This window comes from Streptomyces africanus, from assembly GCF_030816955.1.
GTDB lineage: Bacteria > Actinomycetota > Actinomycetes > Streptomycetales > Streptomycetaceae > Streptomyces > Streptomyces africanus.
Genome location: NZ_JAUSYP010000001.1, coordinates 6,005,460 through 6,030,248, shown reverse-complemented (window position 1 = coordinate 6,030,248; position 24,789 = coordinate 6,005,460). Strand labels below are relative to the sequence as shown.

Sequence of the window (24,789 nt, the reverse complement as noted above, 5' to 3'; positions counted from 1 at the left end):
AAAGGGCCTGAGGGCCCTTGTACGGCGCGGAGGGCGCCCCCTGGGGATCCAGGGGGCGCCCTCCGTGTGTGCGGCTCCCGAACGGGCCTTGAGCGGCGTTCAGCCGGTGACGAAGTTGTGCAGCCCGGGCACGTGCAGGGTCCCGCCGAACTGGCCGGCCTGCTGGACCTTCACGTTGGTGAAGTAGATCAGCGGGATGTTCAGCGGCGGCGGGTGCTCCGGGTCGAACGTGATCGGGATCAGTCCGAGCAGGTTGCCGGAGATGCTCTCCGTGTACATCACCGTGTCGCCGTCGCGGATCGTGGACGTCGAGCCCTTGGCCGCCTGCACGTGGTAGGTCTTGCCGGACTGCTTGTCCTTGACCGTCTGGTGGAGGTCGCCGATGTCGGTCCCGCCGGAGATGACGTACTTCAGGACCTTCTTGACGGTTCCGTTGGCGGTGCGCACCTCGACGACGCCCTTGTAGTCGGCGCCCTTCAGCGTCAGCGAGCTGGCGTTGAGGAACCACGGGTCGTCGGGCAGCGGCACCTTGTTGTCGACACCGCCCTCGGCGTCGGTGGCGGCCGGGCAGTCCTCGGCGTCCGTGGAGGAGCTCGGGGACGGGCTGGGCGAGGCGGTGGCCTCCCCGGCCTCCTTTGCCGCCTTCCCGGCCTCCTGAACCGCCTTCTCGACCGTCTTGGTGGTGTCCTCGGCCGCCTCGGACGCCTTGTCGGTGGTGTCCTTGACGGTGTCCTCGACCGTGCCGGCGGCCTTCTCGGTCGTGTCCCGCACCGTGCCGGCGGCGTCGTCGCCCGTCTCCTCGGTGCTCTCGGACGCGGAGGCGGACGGGGTGGGGCTCGGGCTCGCGCCGGCCTTGCCCCCGCCGTTGAAGATGCCCCCGATGGCGTCGCCGATGTCCTCCAGCAGGTTGCCGCCGCTCTCGGACGGCGAGGGGGACGGAGTGGCGGCCGAGTCGCCCTCGGCGGGCGCGCTGGTGGACGGGGTCGGCTTCGGCTCGGCCTCGTCGCCGGAACCTGAATCCGGCGAAGAGGAGTCGTCCTGGTCCGCGCCCGTGCCGCCCCCGCCGGACGAGGGGGACGGCGTGGGAGCCGTCTCGCCCTTGCCGGCGCTGTCGTCCTTCGAGCCGTCGCTCGCCGAGGGGGACGGCGTGGGCGAGGCGGAGTCGTCGCCCTTGGGGTCCTTGGCGTCCTCCAGGGCCGCCACGCACTCCTTGTACTCGTCGGCCGTCAGGCTCTTCGACGTCGGCGTCGCCGGGGTGTCGCTGTCGGCGATGGCGAGCGTGGATGTGAAGCCCATGCCCATGAGGACCGCCGTCGGCATCGCGGCCATGGCTATCGCCTTGCCCGCGGGCCTGTTGAACCTGGTGAACAGCGGCTTCTTGGGTGCCGCGTGGCGCGGCCCGGTTCTCACACGGGACGCCTCCACATCAGCCCCGTGGGTCACCTCGTCAGCCGGCACTGTGCCTCCCGTTCGCCCCGTTGGCCGGGTTCGTTCCTGACAGATCGTTCGGCTGGTCCGCCCCGTCCACGGGCCGCAGCACCGTGGTGTCGTGGTCCATGGCGCCGGGAGCCTCGCCCGTGCCCGTGGTCGCGTGGGCGGCGAGCTGCCCCGCGGGCGGCGGGCCCGGCGCCCAGGCCACGGCCATCGCCCCGCCCACGAGGGCGAGGAAGAAGCCGATGAGGAAGCCGCCGAGGTTGGACACGGGGATGGACACCAGCGCCAGCAGGATCGCCGCGACACCCGCGAAGACGCGGACGTGCTTCTGGAACCAGAGGCTGACGCCCAGCACGACGAGCAGCACGCCGATGATCAGGGAACCGGCACCCGCAGTGGTCGCCATCGCCAGCGTCAGGTGACCGATCTGGAGGTTCGCGTACGGGAAGTAGGCGATGGGCAGTCCGCTGAGCAGGACGAACAGTCCGGCCCAGAACGGCCGCGTACCCCGCCAGGCGCGGAACTGCTGCCTCCGGAGAGTGAACTGGCCGTCAGCGACAGGAGTCTCGGCGCTCATGGAAAAACAGCTCCCTGGTACGGCGTTGCTGTGGTGGTGATGTGGGCCGTCCGTGAAGGCCCGGCCGGAAGGTGGACGGGCGGGGGCGCCACCGGCTCCCCCGCCCGCTCAGCGAGTGCTTAGTAGCACTCCTTGACACCCGTCGACAGCGACATCTTCAGGCCGCTGAGCTTGAAGGTTCCGGCGGTGGTCGCCCACGCCGTCTGCTTCACGTCGGACAGGGTCGCCCGGTCCGCCTGCTGGGCGAAGCCGTACGGGTTCGACGTCTCGCCCTTCCTCATGGCCGGACCCTTGTTGGCGTCCTTCGCGGCCACACCGATGTCGATGTTCTCGAACGTCGCGTCGGCGCTGAGGTCGGCGACATCGATGTAGAGGTTCTGCGCCTTGACCGGCTCCGCGCCCTGGCCCGCACGCAGGATCAGGCTGACGTTCCCGAGCACCGGAATGTTCGGGGTGACGACCGACTGGCACAGGTTCTTGATCGTCGCCGACTTGAACGACGAGACCGCAACCGGGTGCACGGCCTTCTTGCCGTCGAGCGTGTACCCCTCGTCGAGGGCGCCGTACTGCGAGAAGCCCTCACCGACGAGCTGGTCGGTCGTGACCTTGAACGACTGCCCGGAGACACTGAACGACGCGGCGAGAGCGCCCTGCGCGAGGGCGACACCTATCGCAGCCGTGGCGGCGACGCTGGGCACCATGACCACAGCGAACCGCTTCCATCTGGTCCCGCCACGCACCTGGGACTCCATATTTCCTCCTTCTCGGACGTACATCTCCTGACCTGGCTCGCCCCGAATCGCGGCTCAGCCGTGCAGGGATGGGAGAAGTGCTACGTCCTCGGGAAGGAGAGCGCCTGCACTCGGCGGCGCAACTCGCGCCCGAATCACCGGCGATCACCCCCGAGCGACAACCACTGGTCGCGCCTGACACGCATCACGCACAACCCTGCTGGACAGGCTTCGCCGGGTGGGCGAAGACCCCCCTGCCCAAGAGCCGGCGCCACTGCCGCCGGCTCTGCTCGGTGGGGACCCAGGACGTCCCGCGACCCAACCGGCTGCCGGGGTACGGGAATGGACCGAGCGTGGCCGATCGTGGTGCATTCTCGCCGCCCGCACAAGGGGGTTCGTTACTGGCTAGTAACGGCGGGATAACCGAACAACGACCCCCCGGTCTCGGACGGCGACACAGGGTGGCGTCGAACGACAGTACAAAGCTGTTGATCGCTGGACAGAAACCGACAGATCAACGCCCGGGTCTTACTCGCAGTAACAGCGGCCGCGATTACCAAGTTTTGGTAAAGCGCGGCCGCGATGGCGCCCTGTCGGCAAATCCTTCACATGGGCGCCACAGGCCCGTGTGTTTAACGACTGGTCAGAACAGGGCCCGGGCCAGGGCCCTGCGGGCCGCGATCACGCGCGGATCCTCGGGTCCGACCACCTCGAACAGCTCCAGCAGCCGCATCCGTACGGTGTCCCGGTCGTCACCCACCGTACGCCCCACGGTTTCGATGAGCCGGCCGAAGGCGTCCTCCACATGGCCGCCCACCAGATCCAGGTCGGCCGCGGCGATCTGCGCCTGCACGTCGGCCGGCTTCTCGGCCGCGTCCCTGCGCACCTGCTGCGGGTCGACGCCCTGCACCCGCTGGAGCAACTCGGCCTGGGCGAGGCCCAGTTTGGCCTCCTCGTTGCCCGGGTCCTCGCTCAGTACGTTCTTGTAGGCCTGGACGGCACCGCTCAGATCACCCGAGTCCAGCGCCTGCACGGCGGCCTCGAGGAGCCCGTCGTACGGACCGGCCGGCCGCTCGGGAGCCGGCTGGGCGCCGCCCGGGTCGGCCTCGGGGTCGACGGTGAGGCCGGTCAGACCGAAGCGCTGCTCGGCGACCTGCACCAACTGGTCCAGCGTCTGCCGGATCTGCGCCTCGCCCGCGGCCCCCTGGAAGAGCGGCAGCGCCTGCCCCGCGACGACCGCGAACACGGCCGGGATCCCCTGGATGCCGAACTGCTGCATCAGCATCTGGTTGGCGTCGACGTCGATCTTGGCGAGCAGGAAGCGGCCGTTGTACTCGACGGCCAGCCGCTCCAGGACCGGGCTCAGCTGCTTGCAGGGCTGACACCACTCGGCCCAGAAGTCGATGACGACGGGCACCTCGGCGGACCGCTGGAGGACGTCCCTCTCGAACCCCGCCTCGTCGACGTCGATGACGAGATCGGCCGGGGAGATCGCCCCCGCGCCGCCTTCCCGGGCGGCTTGCGCACGCGCCTGCTCCGCCTTCGCCTTGGCCTCCTGGGCCGCCTTCACCGCGGCGAGGTCGACGACTCCGCTCATGGACATGTTCCGTGGCTGCATGCGTCTATCCTCCCCCGTACGGCGTGCGCGTGTGAAAAACGGTGTGAAAGCCGGGCCGGTCGGTGCCCTTCGGCGCCGGGTCCCCACCCCACGCCATGTCACTCCAGCCCGTGTACGTCCCTCACGGGCTTTCGCTACGAGTCGTAGCGTAATGCCACACCCCACCGCCCGAACACCACCCCCCGGTGATCTCCCTCACGGCCCGCGCGGGAAACGCCGGTTTATGGTCATCCCATGCCGAGCCGCAGCCCAGCCAGCCGCGCCGGGCGCCCGCGCAGCGCCACGGCGGACGCCGCGATCCTGGCCGCGACGCGGGCGGCGCTGGTCGAACTGGGCTGGTCCAAACTCACCTTGGGAGACGTCGCGACACGCGCCGGGGTTGCGAAGACGACGCTGTACCGCCGCTGGGCGGGCAAGAACGAACTGGTCGTCGACGCGGTCGCGGAACTCTTCGACGAACTGGAGCTCCCGGACAGCGGCTCACTGGCCGCGGACATCGAGGGCGTCGTCCTCCAGTTCGCCGCCATCCTGGCCCGCCCGGAGGCGAAGAGCGGGCTGATGGCGGTGGTCACGGAGGCCACGCGCGACGACGCCCTGCGCGAACGGATCCGCGCGTCGGTGGTCGACCGCCAAAAACGCCTCGTCGTGGAGGGCCGGTCCCGAGCCCAGGAGAGAGGCGAGCTCCCACCCGAAACGGACCCCGCCGCAGCGTCCCGCACCGCGGACCTGATCTTCGACATGGTGGCGGGAGCGGTGGTCCACCGCACGCTGGTGAGCGGGGAGCCGGTGGACGAGGAGTGGGTCCGCGGCTTCACCCTGGTGCTGCTCAGGGGCCTGGCGGGAGAAGCCGCGCACCCGTCCGCCGGCTGAACCGCGCTCCCCGGGGACCTCAGAAGCCCGCAGGCTCCGTGTACACCCCCCACTCGTCCCGCAGCACCCCGCAGATCTCGCCGAGTGTCGCCTCGGCCCGTACCGCCTCCAGCATCGGCTCGATCATGTTCGCGTCCGACCGCGCCGCGGCGATCATGTCGTCGAGCGCCGCACGGACCCGCGCGTCGTCCCGCCCGGCCTTGCGCTCCCCGAGCACCCGGACCTGCTCACGCTCCACCTCGTGGCTGACCCGCAGGATCTCCAGATCGCCGGTCACCGAGCCGGTGTGGACGTTCACCCCGACGACCTTCTTGTCGCCCTTCTCCAGCGCCTGCTGGTACCGGAACGCCGATTCCGCGATCTCCCCGGTGAACCAGCCGTCCTCGATGCCCCGCAGGATCCCGGAGGTGATCGGCCCGATCGGGTGCTGCCCGTCCGGGTGCGCCCGCAGTCCCCGCTCCCTTATCTGCTCGAAGATCTTCTCGGCGTCGGCCTCGATCCGGTCCGTCAGCTGCTCGACGTACCAGGAGCCGCCCAGCGGGTCGGCCACGTTGGCGACGCCGGTCTCCTCCATCAGCACCTGCTGCGTCCGCAGCGCGATCTCCGCCGCCTGCTCGCTGGGCAGCGCGAGGGTCTCGTCGAGGGCGTTGGTGTGCAGCGAGTTGGTCCCGCCGAGCACGGCCGCCAGCGCCTCCACGGCCGTCCGTACGACGTTGTTGTACGGCTGCTGGGCGGTGAGGGAGACGCCTGCGGTCTGCGTGTGGAAGCGCAGCCACTGGGCCTTCTCGGACGTCGCGCCGTACACGTCCCGCATCCAGCGGGCCCAGATCCGCCGGGCCGCCCGGAACTTCGCGATCTCCTCGAAGAAGTCGACGTGCGCGTCGAAGAAGAAGGACAGACCGGGGGCGAAGACGTCGACGTCCAGCCCGCGCGACAGCCCCAGCTCCACGTACCCGAAGCCGTCCGCCAGCGTGTACGCCAGCTCCTGCGCGGCCGTCGCCCCGGCCTCCCGGATGTGGTAGCCGGAGACGGACAGCGGCTTGTACGCGGGGATGCTTGCCGCGCAGTGCTCCATCAGGTCACCGATCAGCCGCAGATGCGGTTCCGGCTGGAAGAGCCACTCCTTCTGGGCGATGTACTCCTTGAAGATGTCCGTCTGGAGCGTGCCGTTCAGGACGGACGGGTCGACGCCCTGCCGCTCGGCGGCGACCAGGTACATGCAGAAGACGGGCACGGCCGGGCCGCTGATGGTCATGGACGTCGTGACGTCACCCAGCGGAATGTCCTTGAACAGGACCTCCATGTCGGCCGCCGAGTCGATCGCGACCCCGCAGTGCCCGACCTCGCCCAGCGAGCGCGGGTCGTCGGAGTCGCGGCCCATGAGTGTCGGCATGTCGAAGGCGACCGAGAGCCCGCCCCCGCCGTTGCGGAGGATCATCTTGTAGCGCTCGTTGGTCTGCTCGGCGTTGCCGAACCCGGCGAACTGCCGGATGGTCCACGTACGCCCCCGGTAGCCGGTCGCGTACAGACCGCGGGTGAAGGGGTACTCCCCGGGCCAGCCGATCCGCTCGAAGCCGTCGTACCTGTCGCCGGGCCGGGGCCCGTACACCGGCTCCACGGGGTCGCCGGAGAGCGTGGTGAAATCTGCCTCGCGCTTGCGCGCGGAGTCGTACCGGGCCTGCCAGCGGCGGCGGCCTTCCTCCATGGCGTCAGCGTCCATACCCTCAAATTTACTAGGACGTCCAAGTAAATGTCGATGGCAGACCGCCGTACGTTCGCCCGTACGGCGGTGCGGTTACGCCTTGGCGGTCGCGGGCGAGTCCTCCGCGACCCTGGCCTCCAGCTCGTGGCTGATCCTGCGCTCCACGAAGAACGCGGCCGTCGGAATGGTCCCGGCGAGCAGCACCCACAGCTGCTTGCCCACCGGCCACTTCGCCTTGGAACCCAGGTCGAAGGCGAAGATCAGGTACACGACGTACAGCCAGCCGTGCGCGATGCCGACGACGCGCGTGAAGTCGGCGGCACCGTCCATCTGGAGCAGGTACTTGGCGATGACGCCGAGGGTCAGCAGGACCAGCAGCACACCGGTGACGTAGGCCATCACGCGGTAGCGGGTCAGCACGCTCTTTTTCATGCCGTCGAGCGTAACCACCCGTTCCGGGAGATCTTGGCCCGGGTCACTCCTCCTCGAAGTCCCCCGCGGCGATCCGCAGCGGCCGCAGCATCGCGAAGATCTCGGCGCACTCCTCCGCGTCGTACGCCCCGAGCCCGAAGTCCATCGCCATCAGGTCGCGGGTGGCCGCCTCGACCACCTCGCGGCCCTTGCCGGTGATGCTGGCGAGGGTGCCGCGCCCGTCGTTGGGATTGGGCCGCTTGTCGACGAGGCCCGACCTCACGAGCCGGTCCACGGTGTTCGTCACGGACGTGGGATGCACCATGAGCCGCTCGCCGATCTTGGACATCGGCAGCTCGCCGGACTTGGAGAAGGTGAGCAGCACCAGCGCCTCGTAGCGCGCGAACGTCAGCCCGTACGGCTTGACCACCGCGTCGACCTCGGCGAGGAGAATCTGCTGGGCGCGCATGATCGAGGTGATCGCGGCCATGGACGGCACGTTTCCCCAGCGCTGCTTCCAGCGTTCGTCGGCGCGCGCGATCGGATCGAAGGAGAGACTGAGCGGCTTCGGCACGAACCCGACCTTACCGGCCGGTCACATGATGGTCAGCCCTGTCTCGGCCTTCGGTCACCCGTGCTCCCGGGCATGATCTCGAAGACCCCGGTCCACCGGTCGTCGTGCAGACAGGCGTTCATCGGCCCGACCAGAGTGGTGTGATCGGGGTCGGTGCGCCACCGTTCGATGGCTTCGAGGCTTTCCCACTCACTGGTGAGCAGCCAACGACCGGGATCGTCGAGGGAGCGGCAGAGCTGTTCGCGCAGATGTCCGGGACACCGCATGGCACCGTCGCGTACGCCTTGGTAGGCGTCCACGAAATCCGTTTCCCTTCCCTCCCGGACGCGCAGCAGCCGCACCACGCGCACCCGCGCCGGGACCTCCCCCATCACGACGGGTCGAGAACGACGGGGAGTTCCGCGAGCCCGCGGAAGGCGGGGAACGGCACGGTCAGCCAGCGCACGTCCTCCGGCTCCCCGACCAGGGCCATCTCGGGGTGGCGCCCGAAGAGCGTGGTGAGGGCGATCTGCATCTCCAGACGCGCCAGCGGCGCGCCGATGCAGTAGTGCGGGCCGAGTCCGAAGGCGAGGTGTGTCGCCTGGACGTTCGGGCGCTCGACGTCCATGCGGTCCGGGTCGGGGAACATCTCCGGGTCCCGGTTGGCCGCCGTGAGCGAGATCTGCACGAGCGCACCCTTCGGGATGCGTGTGTCGCGGAGCTCGATGTCTTCCGTCGCGTAGCGGAACGTCGAGTTCTCCACGGAGGTCTCGAACCGGAAGATCTCTTCGACGGCCGCGGCCGTCGCCCGAGCGTCCCGGAACGCCAGGCGCTTCTGCTCCGGCCGGCAGAGCAGGTGGTAGACGGCGTTGCCGATCTGGTACGCGGTCGACTTGTGGCCCGCGAAGAGCAGCACCCAGGCGGTGGAGACGAGTTCGTGGTCGGTGAGCGCGCCGTCCTCGTCCTGCGCCGTGACGAGTGCGCTGAGCAGGGCCCCGTCCGGCTCCTTCCGCTTCCGCGCGATCAGGTCCACCAGGTAGTCGCGCAGGTTTCCCTCGGCGATTTCCAGCGCCTTTCTCGCCTCCGGCCCGAAGCCGGTCTGAGCGACGGTGGCGGACCATTCCTGGGCTTGCCTGCGCTCGTTCTCAGGGACGCCGAGGAGCTCGCAGATCACGTGCAGCGGCAGCGGGAAGCAGAACTCCTGGAGGAGGTTCACGGGCTCCGACGCCGGGCAGCGCTCCAGCAGTTCGTCGGCGATCTTCTGGACCTTCGGCCGCAGCGACTCCACCCTCTTGGGGGTGAAGGTGCTGCCGACGATCCTGCGGAGCCTCGTGTGCTTCGGAGGGTCCGAGAAGAGCATGTTGTCGTCCAGAGCGATCGACGAGTCGCCGAAGATCCGGTGGTAGGCGTCGATCGCGCCGTACATGTCCTTGCTCAGCCGGGGGTCGGCCAAGGCGGCACGGGCGTCGTCGTACCGGGTGATGAGATAGGTGTCGACCCCGTGCGGGGGCTTCAGCGGGCACACGGGCGCTGCCGCCCTGAGGGCGGAGTACACGGGATGCGGGTTGGCGCGGAACTCCCGGCTGCACGACGAGGCCGCGGCAGCGGCCTCTTCTGACGACATTTCCTCGGATGCGAACGCTTGCGTCATGGCTGGTCCCCGGGTCGTGAGTTCCGTCGGTCGAATCACACGGTTTCCCGGTCGGCACTGTGCCGCAAACGCTGCTGGGCCATATGAGTCCGAGTGCCGCAGAAGGTGCGCAAAACGGCTCCGGTTACCCGGCCGGCGTACCCCAGGGCGCCCTGGATCGCGGCGGTAAGTCCTGCTTGGTAAACATCAGGGACGGGCCAGTCCACCGTTCCCGGGCTGGGCGGTCGCCGGATGACGAGGAAACCCAGTGAGCGGACGCGGAGTGGAATCTGTACCAGTTCTCATCGTAGGCGGGTCCCTGGTGGGTCTTTCCACCTCGGTGTTCCTGGGGCGTCTCGGAATCGAGCACATGCTCGTGGAGCGGCATGCCGGGACATCGACGCACCCACGGGGCCGCGGGAACAACGTGCGCACCATGGAGATCTTTCGCACCGCCGGACTCGAGCAGAGCGTGCGGGAAGCCGCCTTCGCCCTCGCCGGGAACGACGGCGTTCTCCAGGTGGACACCCTCGTCGGGGACCGGCGCCGCTGGATCGTCCAGGACATCGCCGCGGGCATGGATGTCTCCCGGGTCAGCTCCTCGAACTGGTGCCTGTGCAGCCAGAACGATCTGGAGCCGGTCCTGCTCGGCCGCGCCCGCCAGGGCGGAGACATCCGCTTCGGCACGGAGCTGCTCTCCTTCACGCAGGACGACGAGGGGGTCCTGGCGCAGGTCATGAGCCGGGACACCGGTGAGACCCATACCGTGAAAGCCGATTTCCTGGTGGCCGCCGACGGCCCGAGAAGCCCCGTTCGCACACGCCTGGGAATCGGCCAGTCCGGGCCCGGTGCCCTGTTCCACAACGTCAGTGTCACGTTCCGGAGCAAGTCCCTCAAGGAATACGTCGGGCCGAAGCGCTTCATCGTCTGTTACACCACCGATCCACAGGGGGAAGGCGCCCTGCTGCCCGTGGACAACGAGGAACGGTGGGTCATTCATATTCCTTGGTCGCCCGATCGGGGCGAAACCCTGGAGGATTTCGGAAACGAGCGCTGCGCGGCACATATTCGCGCGGCCGTCGGTGTTCCGGACATTGATGTCGAGATCACGGGGAAGGCGCCCTGGCACGCTTCCCAGCGAGTCGCGGACAGCTACGGGCAGGGCCGGGTCTTTCTGGCCGGTGACTCGGCTCATGAAATGCCGCCCAACGGGGCGTTCGGCTCCAACACCGGAATCCAGGACGCCCACAACCTCGCCTGGAAACTCGCCGCGGTCCTGCGCGGCTGGGCCGGCCTACCGCTGCTCGGCACCTACGAGTGCGAACGACGGCCGGTCGCCGTCACGACGAGCGAGCGGGCCGCCCAGCAGGTGGCCGAGGAGCAGCACCCCGCGTTCGGCACGGCGGCGGGACGCAACAACGACGCGGCGGACCTCATGACGGTCGCGCTCTGCTACCGGTACGCCTCGGACGCCGTGGTGGGCGCCTCCCCTGACCGGCCGGTCATCCCGGAGGCCTTCCGGATCGACGGCGAGCCGGGGAGCCGCGCACCCCACTTGTGGGTCCGCAGAGCAGGCGCCCGGATCTCCACTCTCGATCTGTACGAGCGTTCCTTCGTCCTGCTCGCCGGGGCCGAAGGCCACAAGTGGCGCCGTGCGGCGGAGCGGGCCGGCGAGGAGCTGGGCGTTCCGGTCGAGGTGTATCTCGTGGGAGACGGCCCCGACCACGACCTTGTTCCCGAGCCGGATGCCGACTGGGCGGCGCTGCACGGCACCGCCGCCGACGGTGCCGTCCTCGTACGCCCGGACGGTTTCGTCGCCTGGCGCGCGCCCACCCAGCCGCCGTCCGCCGATCGTGTGCTGACGGACGTGCTGCGGACCGTGCTCCGCCGCAGCTGAGTACCACCCACCGAAACGACCACGCGAGGACATGCCCATGCCATACGAAGACGGCCCCGTCGCGGGCCGAGTGGACGTCCACCACCACTTCACCGCGCCGGCCTGGCTGGACTGGGCGGCGGAACGCGGTGTCGTGAACCGCGAGAAGCTGCCCTGGTGGACCCGCTGGGACCTGGACGCGGCTCTGGAGGTCATGGACAAGACGGGCATCAGCACCGCCGTCATGACCGTCGCGATGCTCGGACGGTTCCGCGAGCGCGCGGAGCGCCAGGAGAGCGCACGGATCGCCCTGCGGGCGGCGGCCGATGTCGTCGAGGAACATCCCGCGCGCTTCGCCTTCTTCACCCCTGTGTTCCTGGACGACCTGGAACTCTCGCAGTGGAGCCTGCGCTACGGACTCGACGAACTCGGGGCCGTCGGAGTGAGCACGAGAACGAGCATGGACGGTGTCTACCTCGGTGACGCCGGCCACGACCGCCTGCTGCAGGAACTCAACGACCGGTCCGCCGTCGTCAGCACCCACCCCATGGAGGTGCCGGCCGGAAAGGACGGCGGTGCCGGACTGCCGGGAATGCCGCCCTTCGTGTGCGACTTCCTCATGGACACCACACGCGCGGCCATCAACCTGATCCGGAACGGCACCCTGGACCGCTATCCGAACCTCAGCTTCGTCCTTCCCCACGGAGGAGGCTTCCTGCCGTACATGGCCACGCGGCTCGAACTCTTCGGCGGGCACCTCACCCCGGGGATCGAGCCGGGCCGGGTCCGTGACTACCTGCACCGGTTCTACTTCGACACGGCGGGCCCCATGTCCCCCTCGGCCACGCCCACGCTGCTGGCCACGGTGGATCCCGGCCGGGTCCTCTTCGGCACGGACTGGCCGCCCACCTCCGCGCAGGCCGTCGCCGACATCGCCGTACCCGCTCTGGACGGCGACCCGTTCCTCTCACCGGAGCAGCTCAGGGGCATCAACCGGGAGAACGCCCTGCGCCTGCTGCCCTCACTGGCCCGCTGAGACCGCAGACGAGAAGGCCGCCGCCCTCACGGGCGGCGGCCTTCTCGTCTCTCCTCGGCGTCACCGGGCGGCCGGGGCCGTGTCTCTCTCCCAGTGGTAGAAGCACTGCGCCATCGCGTCCTTCGGACCGCGCCAGTTCTGCGGGTCGTACGGGCTGACGTACGCCTCCAGCTTGCTGCTGATGTCGCGGAACTCGGGGTGCCCGGCCACCCGCGCGATGGCGGGGCCCGGGTCCTGCTCGGCCTCGATGAAGTGCATGTACACATCGCCGAACTGGAAGAGGGAACGCTGGGTCACCCCGACGAGGCGGGGCAGGTCGCCGCGGTCGGAGGCCGCGAAGACCTCGGCGATGTCCTCAGCGGCGTGCGGTGCCATCCGGGCGACGATCAGGGCGTGGTGCATGAGGTCTCCTTACGCGGCTGCGCCGTTCAGGCGGGCGTGACGGGGGAGGTCCGCCGCTCGTCGGCGGCCTGCTCGATGCGGTCGCGGATGAGGGCCATCTGGACGGGCGAGTTGCGGTTGATGATGTCCGTCATCCCGGCGTCGTCGACCGGCGCGTCCGGCCGCATGGCGAAGTCCTGGGTCCAGCGCATCCGGACGCCGTCGGGGGTCTCTTCGTACTCCCACCGGATGTTCATGTACTCGAACGGGCCGGGTTCGACCCGGCGTGCCGTGACGGTGAGCTTGTCGCGGTCGGTGGTCCGTTCCGACACCCAGCTCCACTCCTTGCCGTTCTCGTCCGGGTGCATGGTCAGGCGGAAGGTCACCGTGTCGCCCTGCCGGGACAGCACCTCGGCCGCCGCGTACTCGCTGAACAGCCGCGGCCATCTCTCGACGTCGTTGGTCATGTCCCAGACCAGATCGAGGGGTGCGGCGATGGTGATCTCGTTCTCGGTGTGCCCTGCCATGTCAGGCTCCTGCCGTGAGCGTGCTGTTGACGAGGTCGAGGAAGTCGCGGGGGCTCTTGCACTTCTCGGCGTCGGTGGGAAGCGCCCGGGCGTGCCGGTTCTCCAGCTCGCCCACGATGCCGAGGAGGCCCAGCGAGTCCAGCCCGAACTCGGCGAAGGGGGTGTCGATCCGGGCTTCGAGGTCGGTCGGGTCGACGGTGACACCGGCGGCCTTCTTCATCAGTGCGGCCAGCTCTTCCAGGGTCACTTCACTGCTCATGCGTGTTCTCCTTGTCGTAGGGGTGCGGTGGGCTTCACCGGGCGGCCGGTCCCGGGTCGCGGCGCAGTACCAGCGCCGCGTTGGAGCCCATGAGTCCACGGCTGAGGACCAGGGCCGTGCTCAGCTCGGCCGGGCGCGCCGTCGACGTCACCAGGTCGATGTCGTGGCAGATGTCGAGGACGTTGGGCGTGGGCGGGATCCGTCCTTCTTCCATGGCCATCACCGCGGCCGCGACGTCCAGCAGGGGCGCCCCGCAGTAGGACCGCCCGATGCCGGTCTTGGGAGCCGTGACGGGCACGCGGGTGCCGTGCGGGCCGAGGGCGTCGGCGAGGGCGAGGGCCTCGGCCCGGTCCGCTTCCGGGACACCCATCGCGTCGGCGAAGACCACGTCGATCTCCTCCGGTGCGCAGCCGGCCTCGTCGAGGGCACCGCGGATGGCATGGGCGAGTCCCTCCCGTGAGCGGTCCCAGTGCGAGGCGCCGCTGAACGTGGCCGCATGGCCCGCCACGGTGGCGCGGACGTCCGCGCCGCGCCGGCGTGCGCGGTCCAGGTCCTCGACGATCAGCACGGCACCGCCCTCGGCCGGGACGAAGCCGCAGGCCTCGGAGGTGAAGGGGAGATAGGCCCGCGCCGGGTCCTCGGCCGTGCTGAGTTCCGGGTATCCGAGCTGGCAGGCCATCGAGTACGGAGCGAGCGGCGCTTCGGCCGCCCCTGCCACGACCACGTCGGTCCCCCGCCGCACGGTACGGGCGGCGTGCGCGATGGCGTCCAGGCCACCTGCCTCGTCGCTGGCGACCACGCCGCAGGGGCCCTTGAAGCCGCTGCGGATCGATATCTGGCCCGTGCTGGCCGCGTAGAACCAGGCGATGGACTGGTAAGGACCGACGAAACGGGACCCCTGTCCCCACAGCTTCTGCAGCTCCCGCTGGCCGAACTCGCCGCCACCGGATCCGGCGGCGGTGACCACACCGACGGAGTACGGCGAGTCGGTGGCCGCGTCACTCAGTCCCGCGTCCTTCAGGGCGGCACTGGCGGCGGCCATCGCGAAGTGGCTGAAGCGGTCGGTCTGGACGAGGAAGGTCTCCTCGATGAGTGCCGTGGGGTCGAACCCCCGGACCTCGCCGGCGACCCGGAGCGGAAGGTGCCCGCATCCCTCCCGGGTGATCCGGTCGAGTACGGACAGGCCCTCCTCGACGGACTTCCAGTAGGTCTCCGTCTGCAGTCCGTTGGGCGCAATCACACCGATCCCCGTGATGGCGGTGCGGCGGTTCGGCTGAGTACTCATCGTTTCCTCCCGGCCTGCCCTGTCAGGAGCACTGCGGACTGGAACCCGCCGAAGCCGCTGCCCACGGACAGCACATGGGCGAGCTTGCGCGGGCGTGCGGTGCGCGGTACGTAGTCCAGGTCGCACTCGGGGTCCGGGGTCTCGTAGTTCGCCGTCGGCGGGACCACCTGGTGGGCCAGGGCCAGCACACAGGCGACGACCTCGATCGCGCCGATCGCACCGAGCGAGTGGCCCACCATGGACTTGATCGAACTCATGGGCGTGTCATAGGCGTGGGCGCCCAGGGACCGTTTGACCGCGGCGGTCTCGTGACGGTCGTTCTGGCGGGTGCCCGACCCGTGCGCGTTGACGTAGTCGATGAGTGAGGGGTCGAGCCGGGCCTGTCCGAGCGCGGTGTCGATCGCCCTGGCCATCTCCAGGCCCTCGCTGGTCAGTCCGGTCATGTGGTACGCGTTGCCGAAGGTGGCGTAGCCGCGGATCTCGCAGTAGACGTGCGCGCCGCGGGCACGGGCGTGTTCGAGCTCCTCCAGGACGAGCACGGCGGAGCCCTCTCCCATGACGAATCCGTCGCGGTGGGCGTCGAAGGGCCGGGAGGCGTGCGCCGGGTCGTCGTTGTTCGGCGAGGTCGCCCGGATGGCGTCGAAGCAGGCCATGGTGATCGGCGAGATCGGGGAGTCGGACGCTCCGGCGATGCAGATGTCGGCGCGGCCGTCCTCGATCGTGTGGAAGCCGTAGCCCACCGCGTCGAGTCCGGAGGTGCAGCCGGTCGACACGGTCTGCACCGGCCCCTGGGCGCCGAAGTACTCGGCGACGTCGGAGGCCAGGGTGCTGGGTGAGAACGCCCGGTGCAGCTGCGGGCCGGCGGCGCGGTGGTCCACGTCCCAGCGTTGCCCCCGCTCGCTGACCAGGACGTAGTCGTGCTCCAGGCGGGTCGTGCCGCCCACGGCGCTGCCCAGCGAGACGGCCACGCGCCACGGGTCCTCGGCGCCGAAGTCGATGCCGCAGTCGGCCACCGCCTCCGCCGCTGCGACGACCGCGAACTGTATGTACCGGTCGGCGCGTTCGACCAGGCCGGGATCGAGCCCGTGCGCGAGCGGGTCGAAGTCGCACTCGGCCGCGATGCGCGACCGCAGCCCCTCGGGGTCGAACAGTGTGATGCCGCGCGTCGCGGTACGGCCGCTGGACAGGAGGTCCCAGAAGGCCGGCACCCCGATACCGCCCGGGGCGACGACGCCGATGCCGGTGACCGCCACCCGCCGGGTCATGAGGGCACCCCGCGTCGCTCCGGCTGCGCTCCGTCCCCCTGCACGGCCGGGTACGTGCCGCCGCTCGCGTTCCCCTCCGCGGGCTCCGTGTCGACGTGGCCCATGCTCGGCTTCGGGGCCAGCGGACCCAGATGGAAGACCATCCGGGCTTCGGCGTCACCGACGTTGCGGAAGCGGTGCCGCATGCCGATGGGGACCATGAGGCCCTGGTCGGCGCGGATCGGGTGGGTCACGCCGTCCAGGTCGACTTCCAGCTCGCCCTGGACGACGTAGACGAACTCCTCCGAGTACGGGTGGTAGTGCTCGCTGATGCGTTCACCCGGCTGCATGATGGCCAGGCCCATGAACCCGCTCGTGGAACCCACCGTGAGGGGCGTGAGCAGGGTGCGCAGGTCGCCGCCACGCTTGCGGTTGGGCTCGGTCTCGCTGAGGTCCACGATGCGCGGGCGCGTCTTGTACATGGTCCGTCTCCAGGTCGGTCTGTGGGGGTGTCGTCCATGGGCGCGTGTCGTCCATGGACCGTCAGGACTGGGCAGCCCTGCGATCGGTGATCAGCGTCATGTCGGCGTGCGCCAGGAGGCGGGTGGCGTCCCGGTCGTCGGAGAGTGGCCCTTCGACGCCGAGTGCGGCGCCGTCGAGCAGGCGGGCCAGCACGGCGCCCTTCCTGGTGCCGTGCAGGCCGAGCGCTCTGACCGGGTCCGTCTCGGGATCCAGCGTGTCGATGAGCCGGACGACCAGGTCGTCCCGGTGGAAGACGGTGCTGCGGTGCACGGGGCCGGCGGGGTCGGCCGCGGCGGTCTCGTCCTGCTGGGCGAGCAGCCGTGCCAGCGCCATCCCGCAGCCCTCACGGGCCGGGTAGTACAGGGCGTGACGCCGCAGACCGGACGGCTCCGGTCCGCCACGCGCCACATGATGGACGGCCGGCATGGCCGCGCGGATGAAGAAGGCCCGTGCCGACGCGGGGTCGGCCAGGTCCCTGCTCTGTTCCAGGTGCGGATTGAGGGCTTCCTCGACGGCACGCACCTCCGGCTGACGCGAGACGTGGCGCAGCGCCGTCTGCAGATCGCCCTCCACCTCGACGGTGCGTACGACGCGGTTGCCGTGCATGAACAGCGTCGTCCGGCGCAGTCGTGTGGAGTCGTCGGCGCGGGCCTCGGGCGGCGCGTATCCGGCGAGGATGTCCGCGACCTTCGACTCGGAGCCGGGCTTGACGGTGAACGTCAGCGCGTGGCGCGTCACTCCGTCGCCCGCCCGCACCGGCGCCTGGACGCTGTCAGCGGCCTGGGCGGTGGGCGGAAGGGCACGCCCGGTCTCGCGGACGACGCTGTAACGCATCGACCGGATGTCCCGGACGCAGTCCTGCATGGGCCTGACGGTCTCGAGGTGCTCCTCACTGTTCACCCAGGCGAGATACGGCGGCGCGGTCGCCCATTCGCTGGTGATGAGCCACTGGGACGGGTTCTCCACGGACTGGCACAGCTGGTCACCGAGGTGACCGGGAACCGACGCGACCCGGTTGCGCATGTGCTCGTACGCGTCGAGGAACCGTTGCTGGGCGCCTTCGTGGAGATCGACGAGCAGGATGACGCGCAGCCTGGAGCCGTCGAACGCCGACTGGGACGTATACGTCGAAGTGTTCACCGGCAGGCCCTTCCTTCACTGGGCAGACGGCGGCCGCCGTGTCCGGCAGGGGGACGGCGGTCGGCCCTGAGCCCTCATCGTGGGTCGGCGCGTCGGACTCCGCGAGCCGCACGGGTCATCAGAGGGACCTGCCCGGTGCACAGCAAAGCCCCGGCTCGTCACGAGCCGGGGCTGTGGTTCTTGTGGCCTACTCGGCGAGGTGCCGCTCCACGGTCTCCACCTTGGAGGTCAGTCCGTCCGTCACTCCGGGGCGGATGTCCGCCTTCAGGACGAGAGACACCCGAGGCGCCCGCCGCTCCACGGCGGCGACCGCCCGCCGGACGACGTCCATCACTTCGTCCCACTCTCCTTCGACGGACGTGAACATCGCGTCCGTACGATTCGGCAGCCCGGACTCCCGCACCACCCGCACCGCATCGGCGACGTACTCCCCCACGTCCTCCCCGACCCCCAGCGGCGTCACGGAAAAGGCGACGATCACGCGTTCACGACCCCTTCGTTGCGCGCCCGGGACGCGATGACGGCGTCCTCGGCCTCACGCCGCAGCTTGCGCTCCGCGAAGAACCCACCGGTCGGCAGCACCGAGAGGACGAAGTACAGCGCGGCGGTCTTCAGCGACCACTTCGTCCGGTTCCAGGCATCGGCCCAGAAGATCACGTACAGGATGAACAGGACACCGTGCACCATGCCCATCACCGGCACGGCGTTGAAGTCCGTGGTCCGCTTCAGCACCGAGCAGATCAGCAGGAGCAGGAACGAGATCGCCTCGGGGGCCGAGACCAGGCGGAGGCGGCGGAGGGCGGTGGCGGTCTTGAGGTCCACGGGTCACCTTCGGTGAGTAAGACGCGGCGGTCTGGACTGTCGGAACGGGCTTGCTGCGGTCTGACGGTTTGTGAACGCACGCACAAGCGTCCCGCCCATTGTGGCAAACCGCCTCGGGCCCTGGCCCCTAGGGGTGCGGTCAGGGTCGTTCTCCACCCACGGGCCCTGTTCGCGGCGCCCGGCCTGCGGCTACCTTCCCGTACGTGGCGATGTTCCGACTTCAGAGCAGCAAGGTGCTCGCCGTCGACATGACCGGAGACGCCGTGAAGGCGAAAAACGGCTCGATGGTCGCGTACGACGGCGAGATGGCCTTCAAGAAGCTCAGCGGCGGCGGCGAGGGCATACGGGGCATGGTGACCCGGCGGCTGACCGGCGAGCAGATGACCTTGATGGAGGTGAAGGGGCGGGGGACCTGCTGGTTCGCCGACCGTGCCTCCGAGATCAACCTGGTGGGTCTCCAGGGCGACAAGCTCTACGTGGAGTCGAGCAACCTGCTCGCGACCGACGGCGGGCTGCGCACGGGGACGGAGTTCACGGGCCTGCGCGGCGCCTCGCAGGGCAACGGGCTGTTCACCACGACCGTCGAGGGCCACGGCCAGGCGGCGATCATGTCGGACGGCCCGGCGGTGGTGCTGCGGGTGAGTCCGCAGTATCCGCTGACCGTCGACCCGGGTGCGTATGTGGCACACCAGGGGAATCTGCGGCAGTCCTTCCAGTCCGGTGTGACGTTCCGCACGCTGCTCGGGGAGGGCGGTGGCGAGGCCTTCCAGATGCGGTTCGAGGGGGACGGGCTGGTGTACGTGCAGCCGAGCGAGCGGAACACGATCGCGGGAGACGTGTGAGATGGCCTTCCGGGAGATCAACGCGAAGATGGTCGAGGCGACGATCGCGCCGGGCCAGCGGCTGTTCAGCCAGCGCGGCGCGATGCTCGCCTACCGGGGCGAGGTGTCCTTCACGCCCAACATGGCCGGCGGCCAGGGCGGGATCATGTCGATGATCGGCCGCCGGGTCGCCGACGAGGACACGCCGCTGATGACCGTCGAGGGCAGCGGCACCGTCCTCTTCGGGCACGGCGGGCATCACGTCCAGGTGATCCAGCTGTCCGGCGACACGCTGTACGTCGAGGCGGACCGCCTCCTGGCCTTCGAGGGCACGCTCCAGCAGGGCACGATGTTCCTGGGCTCACAGGGCGGCGTCATGGGCATGGTGCGCGGCCAGGTCAGCGGCCAGGGGCTGTTCACGACGACGCTGAAGGGGCACGGGGCCGTCGCGGTCATGGCCCACGGCGGCGTCATCGAGATCCCGATCAGCCCGCAGCGACCGGTCCATGTGGACCCGCAGGCCTACGTCGCCCACCACGGCGACGTCCGCAACAAGCTGTCCACGGCCCTGGGCTGGCGGGACATGGTGGGCCGCGGCTCGGGCGAGGCGTTCCAGCTGGAGCTCAGCGGCAGCGGTGCGGTGTACGTCCAGGCGTCGGAGGAGAAGCTGTGAGCACGTACGGAACCCCGGGCGCCGGCCCCGCGGTCTTCGACCCGGCGACCCTGCCGCCCGACGACAACGTCAACGCCTACACCTTCTGCGTGGAGCTCAAGGGGAGCCAGTGGTTCCTCCAGAAGGGGAAGATGATCGCCTACTACGGCTCCATCGACTTCAACGGCGTCGGACACGGCCGGCTGGACCGTCTCGTCCGTACGTCCTTCCATTCGCCACTGCACGCGAGCGACTGGGTCGTGGCGGAGGGCTCGGGCAAGATGCTCCTCGCCGACCGGGCCTTCGACGTCAACTCGTACGACCTCGAGGACGGCAACCTGACCATTCGCTCGGGCAACCTGCTCGCTTTTCAGCCAACTCTGTCACTGAAGCAATCAATCGTGCCTGGTTTTCTGACACTCATCGGAACCGGAAAGTTCGTGGCCGCGTCGAACGGCCCCGTGGTGTTCATGGAACCCCCCATCCGGGTCGACCCCCAGGCCCTGGTCGGCTGGGCCGACTGCCCCTCCCCGTGCCACCACTACGACCACGGGTACATGACCGGCGTCATGGGCGGTCTACGTGCACTGACGGGCCTCGGCGGAGCCTCCGGCGAGGAGCACCAGTTCGAGTTCGTCGGCGCCGGCACGGTGCTGCTCCAGTCGTCCGAGACGCTCATGGCCGAGCAGGCCACGGGGGCCGTGCCGCACCAGGCCGGCGTGCCCGGCGGCGGGGCTCACGGACCCCAGCCAGGACAGTCCGGCGTACCGCGTCTTCCCGGACAGCTGGGGGACCTCCAGCGTCGCTTCGGGCTGTGAGCGGTAGTCTGCGGAGTGTGACATCGAACGTCTGCGCACCGATGTTCGGCGGGTGCGCTCCGTCACACGAAAACCCTCACTAGTTCGCCTTTCAACATTTTAGGTAGACTTCATTCATGGAGACCGAGACGGCCACCCGCTGGCTGACCGATGCGGAGCAGTGCGCCTGGCGCACCCACCTGGAGGTCAACAGGCTGTTGACGTACCAGCTCGAAAAGGACCTGCAGCCGTTCGGCCTGACAATGAACGACTACGAGATCCTGGTGAATCTCTCCGAGTCGGAGGACCAGCGGATGCGGATGAGCGACCTCGCCTCCGCGACCCTCCAGTCCAAGAGCCGCCTCTCCCACCAGATCACGCGCATGGAGAACGCGAACCTGGTCCGGCGGGAGAACTGCGAGTCCGACCGCCGGGGGCTCTACGCGGTCCTCACCGACCACGGCATGGCGACGATGCAGAAGGTCGCGCCCCACCATGTGGCGTCCGTGCGGAGGCACTTCATCGACCTGCTGTCCCCCGAGGCCCTGACGGAACTCGACAAGGCCCTCAAACCCATCGCGGAGCACCTGCGCACCCAGCGCGGACGCCCGTGACCCGGACGGCCCACCGGCGCCCCGCGGCCTCTAGGCGAGCGGCAGGCGGAGTTCGAACAGGGCTCCGCCTCCGGGTCCCCGACCGGCCGTGAGCGTGCCGCCGTGCCGGACGGCGACGTCCCGGGCGATGGCCAGGCCCAGCCCGGCACCGCCGTCGTCACGGCTGCGGGCGGCGTCCAGCCGTACGAACCGCTCGAAGATCCGCTCCCGGTCGGCCTCGGGCACACCGTCCCCGTCGTCCGCCACCCCGACCACGGCCAGGTCGCCCTCCGTCCGCACGCTCACCGTGACGGCCGACCGGGCATGCCGCTGGGCGTTGTCGAGCAGATTGGCGAGCACCCGCCCCAACTGCCCGCGCGATCCGGCCACGTTCACCGGCTGCGCGTCCACCGTCACGCCCGTCCGCCCCTCGGCCGCCTCCCGGGCCAGCCCGGCGAGGTCGACCTGCGCGCCGCCCGGCCGCTCCCCCGCGTCCAGCCGGGCGAGCAGCAGCAGGTCGGCGGCGAGCCGCTGGAGCCGTACGGTGTCCTCCACGGCCCCGTTCAGGTCCAGCAGTTCGGGATGTGCGGCGGCCACCTCCAACTGGGTCCGCAGCGAGGCGATCGGGCTGCGCAGCTCATGGGAGGCGTCGGCGACGAAGCGCCGCTGCCGCTCCACGGAGGTCTCCAGGGCCGCGAGCGTCTCGTTCGTCGTCCGGGCGAGCCGGGCGACCTCGTCGTGCGTCTGCGGCTCCGGCACCCGCCGTGCGAGGTCCTGGGAGGCGGTGATCGCGGCCATTTCACTCCGGATGCCCTCCACCGGCCGCAGCGCCCGCCGGGTGACCAGCCAGGTCACCCCCGCGACGACGCCGAGCAACAGCGGGAACCCGATCAGCATCACCGTCGTCGCGCTCTGCACGGCCCCGTGCTCGGCGGCCAGCGCGGCACCGGCGTAGACCTTCAGACGCCCCCGGTCCTGGGTCTCGACCTCGACGGCGGCGAACCGGTAGTCCTCCGTGTCGCCGTCGATCGTCGCGGACCCGTTCCGGAAGGTGCTCTCCCCGGCGATCTCCCCGGGTTCGAGGGACTCTTCGTGGTCGTCCGAGTCGTCGTCATCGTCCCCGCGCGGCGCCACCGACGGCGCCGGCTTCACCCGGTCGGAGTCGGTACCGCTGATCTTCTCCAGATCCTCGCTGACCGCGACCACCCGCTCCTTCTCGGCGAGTACCTGGACCGGCCCGTCGTCGCCGTCCAGCCCGGACAGCTTGTCGTACGGCGTCCCGGCGGCGAGCTCGGCGGCGACCGCCCGCGCCGAGCGCTCCGCCCGGGTGCCGGCCTCGCCCATCAGGTTGGACTTCAGGGACAGCAGGACGGCGGCCCCGGCGGCGACGAGCGCCACCGCGACGACGAGCGTCGCACCGAGCGTGGCCCGCGCCCGGACGGACCCGAACAGCCGCCTCACGGCGACGTCTCCAGCCGGTACCCGGCACCGCGCACGGTCCGGATCAGCCCCGCCCGCAGCTTCCGCCGCAGGGTGCTGACGTACACCTCGACGATGTTGGGATCACCCTCGTACGCGAAGTCCCACACATGTTCGAGGATCTCGGACTTGGACACGACCTCCCCGGCCCGCAGCACGAGGTGCTCCAGGACGGAGAACTCCTTGGCGGTCAGGGCGACCTCGTCCTCCCCCAGGAACACCCGCCGGGCCGCGGTGTCCACTTTCAGGTCCCCGTGCACATGCACGGGCGAGGCCCCGGCACCCACCCCGCGCCGCCGCAGCAGCGCCTTGATCCGGGCGACGAGCACGACGTACGAGAAGGGCTTGGTCAGATAGTCGTCCGCACCGGTGTCGAGACCCTCCGCCTCGTCGTACTCGCCGTCCTTGGCGGTGAGCATCAGGATCGGCACCTCGTGCCCGGCGGCACGCAGGGCGGCGCAGACCCGGTAGCCGTTGAGCCCGGGCAGCATGATGTCGAGGATCACCAGGTCGTACGTGCCCTCCGAGGCCTGGTGCAGCCCCTCCCGTCCGTCGTGGACGACGTCCACGGCGTACCCCTCGGCCGTCAGGCCCCTGGCGAGCGACAGGGCCAGCCGCTTCTCGTCCTCCACGATCAACAGGCGCATGGGTAAAGAGTGGCAAAGCCGAGCTGAAGATCCCTTCAGGGGGCTTCAGGTTCCTCTCAGCCTCGATCAGCCAGATTGGAACACGTCGAAAACGAAACGACTCGGGAGGAATCCGCATGAAGCGCAACATCGTGATCGCCGCTGTGACCGCCGCCGCTCTGATCGGAGGCGGTACGGCCACGGCTCTCGCGACCACGGAGGACGGGGGCTCGGCGCGGCAGGCGGCCAACACCCGGCTGTCGGACGACGACGTCCGCGACGACCAGGACGGTCCCGACGCGCAGGACGACGGCGACGACGACAACGGCCGGGACGACGACGCCGCGCGGGCGGCTTCCGCCGACGTGTCGGCGCCCGAGGCCATCGCGTCCGCGCTGAAGCACACGTCCGGTACGGCCGTGTCCGCCGAGCTGGACGACGAGGACGACAGCGGCAAGGTGATCTGGAAGGTCGACGTCCTGTCCGGCGACAACGCCTGGCACAGCGTGAGCGTCGACCCGTCGAACGGCAAGGTGCTCGGCTCGCACACCGACGACGAGGACGACACGGCGCAGGTGCGGGCGGCGCTGAAGGGGGCTTCCGTGACGGCCGAGGAGGCCGCGAAGGCCGCCGGCGGCAAGGGCACGGTGACGTCCGTGGACCTGGACGAGGACGGCAAGAACAAGTCCTGGGAGGCCGAGACGCACAAGTCCGGCGGCGCCGAGCAGGACTGGAGGATCGACCTCCACACGGGCAAGATCACGGCGGACCGCGACGAGGACGACGACCAGGACTGATCGGGTACTGCTGCTTTGCCACAGCCCCGGCGTCGCTGCTGACGCCGGGGCGTCGAGGTGCCCGGCGTTGTCGCTGAGGCCGGGTGGTCCGCAGCCCGGCGGAACGGGGTGCCGCTGCGCCCACCCGTGCCGCCCTGGGGGTACCTCCCAGGCCCTTGAGGCACTGGGTGAGGCACGACTGCCCGCAGCCAGGGCAACCACGACGCACCCGCACCCGCCGGCGCACGGAAGGGGACGTGTCGGGGGGTGTCCGCCCGCAGCGGTTGGCGCGTCAACGGACAGTCAGTCGGCGTCCGACCCCATCGCGCCGTTCCGAGGACGGACACCCCCCGGCGCGGCCCCGACCCACCACCGGCGAGCAGGCGCTACGCGCACCCCCACGGTCGCGCGCAGGCCGCCGCAGGCA

28 protein-coding genes are annotated in these 24,789 nt (G+C 70.0%); 8 read left to right on the top strand and 20 right to left on the bottom strand.

Annotated features, from left to right (window positions below; genetic code table 11):
* Positions 1 to 99: 99 nt before the first annotated feature.
* The 4 genes from QF034_RS28190 to QF034_RS28175 all read right to left on the bottom strand — a co-directional run bounded on the left by QF034_RS28190 (position 100) and on the right by QF034_RS28175 (position 4,360).
* Complete coding sequence (locus tag QF034_RS28190) at positions 100 to 1,458, bottom strand: hypothetical protein (protein WP_307177544.1); 1,359 nt, start codon at positions 1,456 to 1,458, stop codon at positions 100 to 102.
* Positions 1,448 to 2,011: a DUF6114 domain-containing protein gene (locus QF034_RS28185; RefSeq protein WP_307177543.1), complete on the bottom strand. Its 564-nt coding sequence runs from the start codon at positions 2,009 to 2,011 to the stop codon at positions 1,448 to 1,450. The genes QF034_RS28190 and QF034_RS28185 overlap by 11 nt, the downstream gene beginning before the upstream one ends.
* Before the next feature lie 119 nt (positions 2,012 to 2,130).
* Positions 2,131 to 2,763: a DUF6230 family protein gene (locus QF034_RS28180; protein ID WP_306963531.1), complete on the bottom strand. Its 633-nt coding sequence runs from the start codon at positions 2,761 to 2,763 to the stop codon at positions 2,131 to 2,133.
* Positions 2,764 to 3,385: 622 nt separating this feature from the next.
* A complete protein-coding gene (locus tag QF034_RS28175; protein WP_307177542.1) occupies positions 3,386 to 4,360 on the bottom strand; it encodes a tetratricopeptide repeat protein in 975 nt (324 codons plus the stop codon).
* Between the two features lie 234 nt (positions 4,361 to 4,594).
* Here QF034_RS28175 and QF034_RS28170 point away from each other — a divergent pair, with 234 nt between their 5' ends.
* A complete protein-coding gene (locus QF034_RS28170) occupies positions 4,595 to 5,230 on the top strand; it encodes a TetR/AcrR family transcriptional regulator (RefSeq protein WP_307177541.1) in 636 nt (211 codons plus the stop codon).
* A 19-nt stretch (positions 5,231 to 5,249) separates the two neighbouring features.
* On the opposite strand, the gene icmA is transcribed toward QF034_RS28170, so the two are convergent.
* From icmA to QF034_RS28145, 5 genes are all read right to left on the bottom strand, one after another.
* Positions 5,250 to 6,950, bottom strand: coding sequence for a coenzyme B12-dependent isobutyryl-CoA mutase large subunit (gene icmA / locus QF034_RS28165; RefSeq protein WP_307177540.1), 1,701 nt, complete (start codon positions 6,948 to 6,950; stop codon positions 5,250 to 5,252).
* Between the two features lie 75 nt (positions 6,951 to 7,025).
* Positions 7,026 to 7,364: a DUF3817 domain-containing protein gene (locus QF034_RS28160; RefSeq protein WP_307177539.1), complete on the bottom strand. Its 339-nt coding sequence runs from the start codon at positions 7,362 to 7,364 to the stop codon at positions 7,026 to 7,028.
* A 43-nt stretch (positions 7,365 to 7,407) separates the two neighbouring features.
* Entirely contained in the window at positions 7,408 to 7,917 is a 510-nt protein-coding gene (locus tag QF034_RS28155; RefSeq protein ID WP_307177538.1) for a MarR family winged helix-turn-helix transcriptional regulator, read from the bottom strand.
* A gap of 32 nt (positions 7,918 to 7,949) precedes the next feature.
* The gene (locus QF034_RS28150; protein WP_307177537.1) at positions 7,950 to 8,267 is read right to left on the bottom strand and encodes an antibiotic biosynthesis monooxygenase family protein; all 318 of its coding nucleotides are present in this window, start codon (positions 8,265 to 8,267) and stop codon (positions 7,950 to 7,952) included.
* Between the two features lie 20 nt (positions 8,268 to 8,287).
* A complete protein-coding gene (locus tag QF034_RS28145) occupies positions 8,288 to 9,547 on the bottom strand; it encodes a cytochrome P450 family protein (protein ID WP_307177536.1) in 1,260 nt (419 codons plus the stop codon).
* A 247-nt stretch (positions 9,548 to 9,794) separates the two neighbouring features.
* Between QF034_RS28145 and QF034_RS28140 the strand changes: the two genes are divergently transcribed.
* Positions 9,795 to 11,423 carry an FAD-dependent oxidoreductase gene (locus QF034_RS28140; protein WP_307177535.1) on the top strand — a complete coding sequence of 543 codons (1,629 nt, stop codon included), beginning with the start codon at positions 9,795 to 9,797 and terminating at the stop codon, positions 11,421 to 11,423.
* Between the two features lie 37 nt (positions 11,424 to 11,460).
* Positions 11,461 to 12,438, top strand: coding sequence for an amidohydrolase family protein (locus QF034_RS28135; RefSeq protein ID WP_307177534.1), 978 nt, complete (start codon positions 11,461 to 11,463; stop codon positions 12,436 to 12,438).
* 60 nt (positions 12,439 to 12,498) lie between these two features.
* Here the strand turns inward: QF034_RS28135 and QF034_RS28130 are convergent, their stop codons facing one another.
* The 9 genes from QF034_RS28130 to QF034_RS28090 form a co-directional block, all read right to left on the bottom strand.
* Positions 12,499 to 12,840 carry a TcmI family type II polyketide cyclase gene (locus QF034_RS28130; protein ID WP_307177533.1) on the bottom strand — a complete coding sequence of 114 codons (342 nt, stop codon included), beginning with the start codon at positions 12,838 to 12,840 and terminating at the stop codon, positions 12,499 to 12,501.
* Positions 12,841 to 12,866: 26 nt separating this feature from the next.
* Positions 12,867 to 13,346, bottom strand: coding sequence for an SRPBCC family protein (locus QF034_RS28125; protein WP_307177532.1), 480 nt, complete (start codon positions 13,344 to 13,346; stop codon positions 12,867 to 12,869).
* Between the two features lies 1 nt (position 13,347).
* Complete coding sequence (locus tag QF034_RS28120) at positions 13,348 to 13,605, bottom strand: acyl carrier protein (RefSeq protein ID WP_307177531.1); 258 nt, start codon at positions 13,603 to 13,605, stop codon at positions 13,348 to 13,350.
* Between the two features lie 34 nt (positions 13,606 to 13,639).
* Positions 13,640 to 14,890, bottom strand: coding sequence for a ketosynthase chain-length factor (locus tag QF034_RS28115; RefSeq protein ID WP_307177530.1), 1,251 nt, complete (start codon positions 14,888 to 14,890; stop codon positions 13,640 to 13,642).
* Positions 14,887 to 16,155: a beta-ketoacyl-[acyl-carrier-protein] synthase family protein gene (locus QF034_RS28110; protein ID WP_307177529.1), complete on the bottom strand. Its 1,269-nt coding sequence runs from the start codon at positions 16,153 to 16,155 to the stop codon at positions 14,887 to 14,889. The genes QF034_RS28115 and QF034_RS28110 overlap by 4 nt, the downstream gene beginning before the upstream one ends.
* A complete protein-coding gene (locus QF034_RS28105) occupies positions 16,152 to 16,616 on the bottom strand; it encodes a cupin domain-containing protein (RefSeq protein ID WP_307177528.1) in 465 nt (154 codons plus the stop codon). The genes QF034_RS28110 and QF034_RS28105 overlap by 4 nt, the downstream gene beginning before the upstream one ends.
* Before the next feature lie 61 nt (positions 16,617 to 16,677).
* Entirely contained in the window at positions 16,678 to 17,796 is a 1,119-nt protein-coding gene (locus QF034_RS28100; protein ID WP_307177527.1) for a SchA/CurD-like domain-containing protein, read from the bottom strand.
* Between the two features lie 187 nt (positions 17,797 to 17,983).
* Positions 17,984 to 18,277, bottom strand: coding sequence for an MTH1187 family thiamine-binding protein (locus QF034_RS28095; protein ID WP_030854324.1), 294 nt, complete (start codon positions 18,275 to 18,277; stop codon positions 17,984 to 17,986).
* Positions 18,274 to 18,618 carry a DUF3817 domain-containing protein gene (locus QF034_RS28090; protein WP_086564498.1) on the bottom strand — a complete coding sequence of 115 codons (345 nt, stop codon included), beginning with the start codon at positions 18,616 to 18,618 and terminating at the stop codon, positions 18,274 to 18,276. The genes QF034_RS28095 and QF034_RS28090 overlap by 4 nt, the downstream gene beginning before the upstream one ends.
* A gap of 209 nt (positions 18,619 to 18,827) precedes the next feature.
* Between QF034_RS28090 and QF034_RS28085 the strand changes: the two genes are divergently transcribed.
* The 4 genes from QF034_RS28085 to QF034_RS28070 all read left to right on the top strand — a co-directional run bounded on the left by QF034_RS28085 (position 18,828) and on the right by QF034_RS28070 (position 21,502).
* Positions 18,828 to 19,460: an AIM24 family protein gene (locus QF034_RS28085; protein ID WP_010048561.1), complete on the top strand. Its 633-nt coding sequence runs from the start codon at positions 18,828 to 18,830 to the stop codon at positions 19,458 to 19,460.
* Between the two features lies 1 nt (position 19,461).
* Entirely contained in the window at positions 19,462 to 20,112 is a 651-nt protein-coding gene (locus QF034_RS28080; RefSeq protein WP_086564497.1) for an AIM24 family protein, read from the top strand.
* On the top strand, positions 20,109 to 20,909 hold the full coding sequence (locus QF034_RS28075; RefSeq protein ID WP_307177526.1) for an AIM24 family protein: 801 nt from the start codon (positions 20,109 to 20,111) through the stop codon (positions 20,907 to 20,909). The genes QF034_RS28080 and QF034_RS28075 overlap by 4 nt, the downstream gene beginning before the upstream one ends.
* A gap of 116 nt (positions 20,910 to 21,025) precedes the next feature.
* Positions 21,026 to 21,502 carry a MarR family winged helix-turn-helix transcriptional regulator gene (locus QF034_RS28070; protein ID WP_086564495.1) on the top strand — a complete coding sequence of 159 codons (477 nt, stop codon included), beginning with the start codon at positions 21,026 to 21,028 and terminating at the stop codon, positions 21,500 to 21,502.
* A 30-nt stretch (positions 21,503 to 21,532) separates the two neighbouring features.
* Here QF034_RS28070 and QF034_RS28065 read toward each other — a convergent pair whose 3' ends face one another.
* Both QF034_RS28065 and QF034_RS28060 read right to left on the bottom strand, forming a co-directional pair.
* Positions 21,533 to 22,942 (bottom strand): sensor histidine kinase, encoded by a 1,410-nt coding sequence (locus QF034_RS28065; RefSeq protein WP_307177525.1) that lies wholly within the window; start codon positions 22,940 to 22,942, stop codon positions 21,533 to 21,535.
* The gene (locus QF034_RS28060; RefSeq protein WP_307177524.1) at positions 22,939 to 23,607 is read right to left on the bottom strand and encodes a response regulator transcription factor; all 669 of its coding nucleotides are present in this window, start codon (positions 23,605 to 23,607) and stop codon (positions 22,939 to 22,941) included. Before QF034_RS28060 ends, QF034_RS28065 begins: the two co-directional genes overlap by 4 nt.
* Before the next feature lie 116 nt (positions 23,608 to 23,723).
* Here QF034_RS28060 and QF034_RS28055 point away from each other — a divergent pair, with 116 nt between their 5' ends.
* Positions 23,724 to 24,383, top strand: a complete 660-nt coding sequence (locus tag QF034_RS28055) for a PepSY domain-containing protein (protein WP_307177523.1) — start codon at positions 23,724 to 23,726, stop codon at positions 24,381 to 24,383.
* Positions 24,384 to 24,789 lie beyond the last annotated feature (406 nt).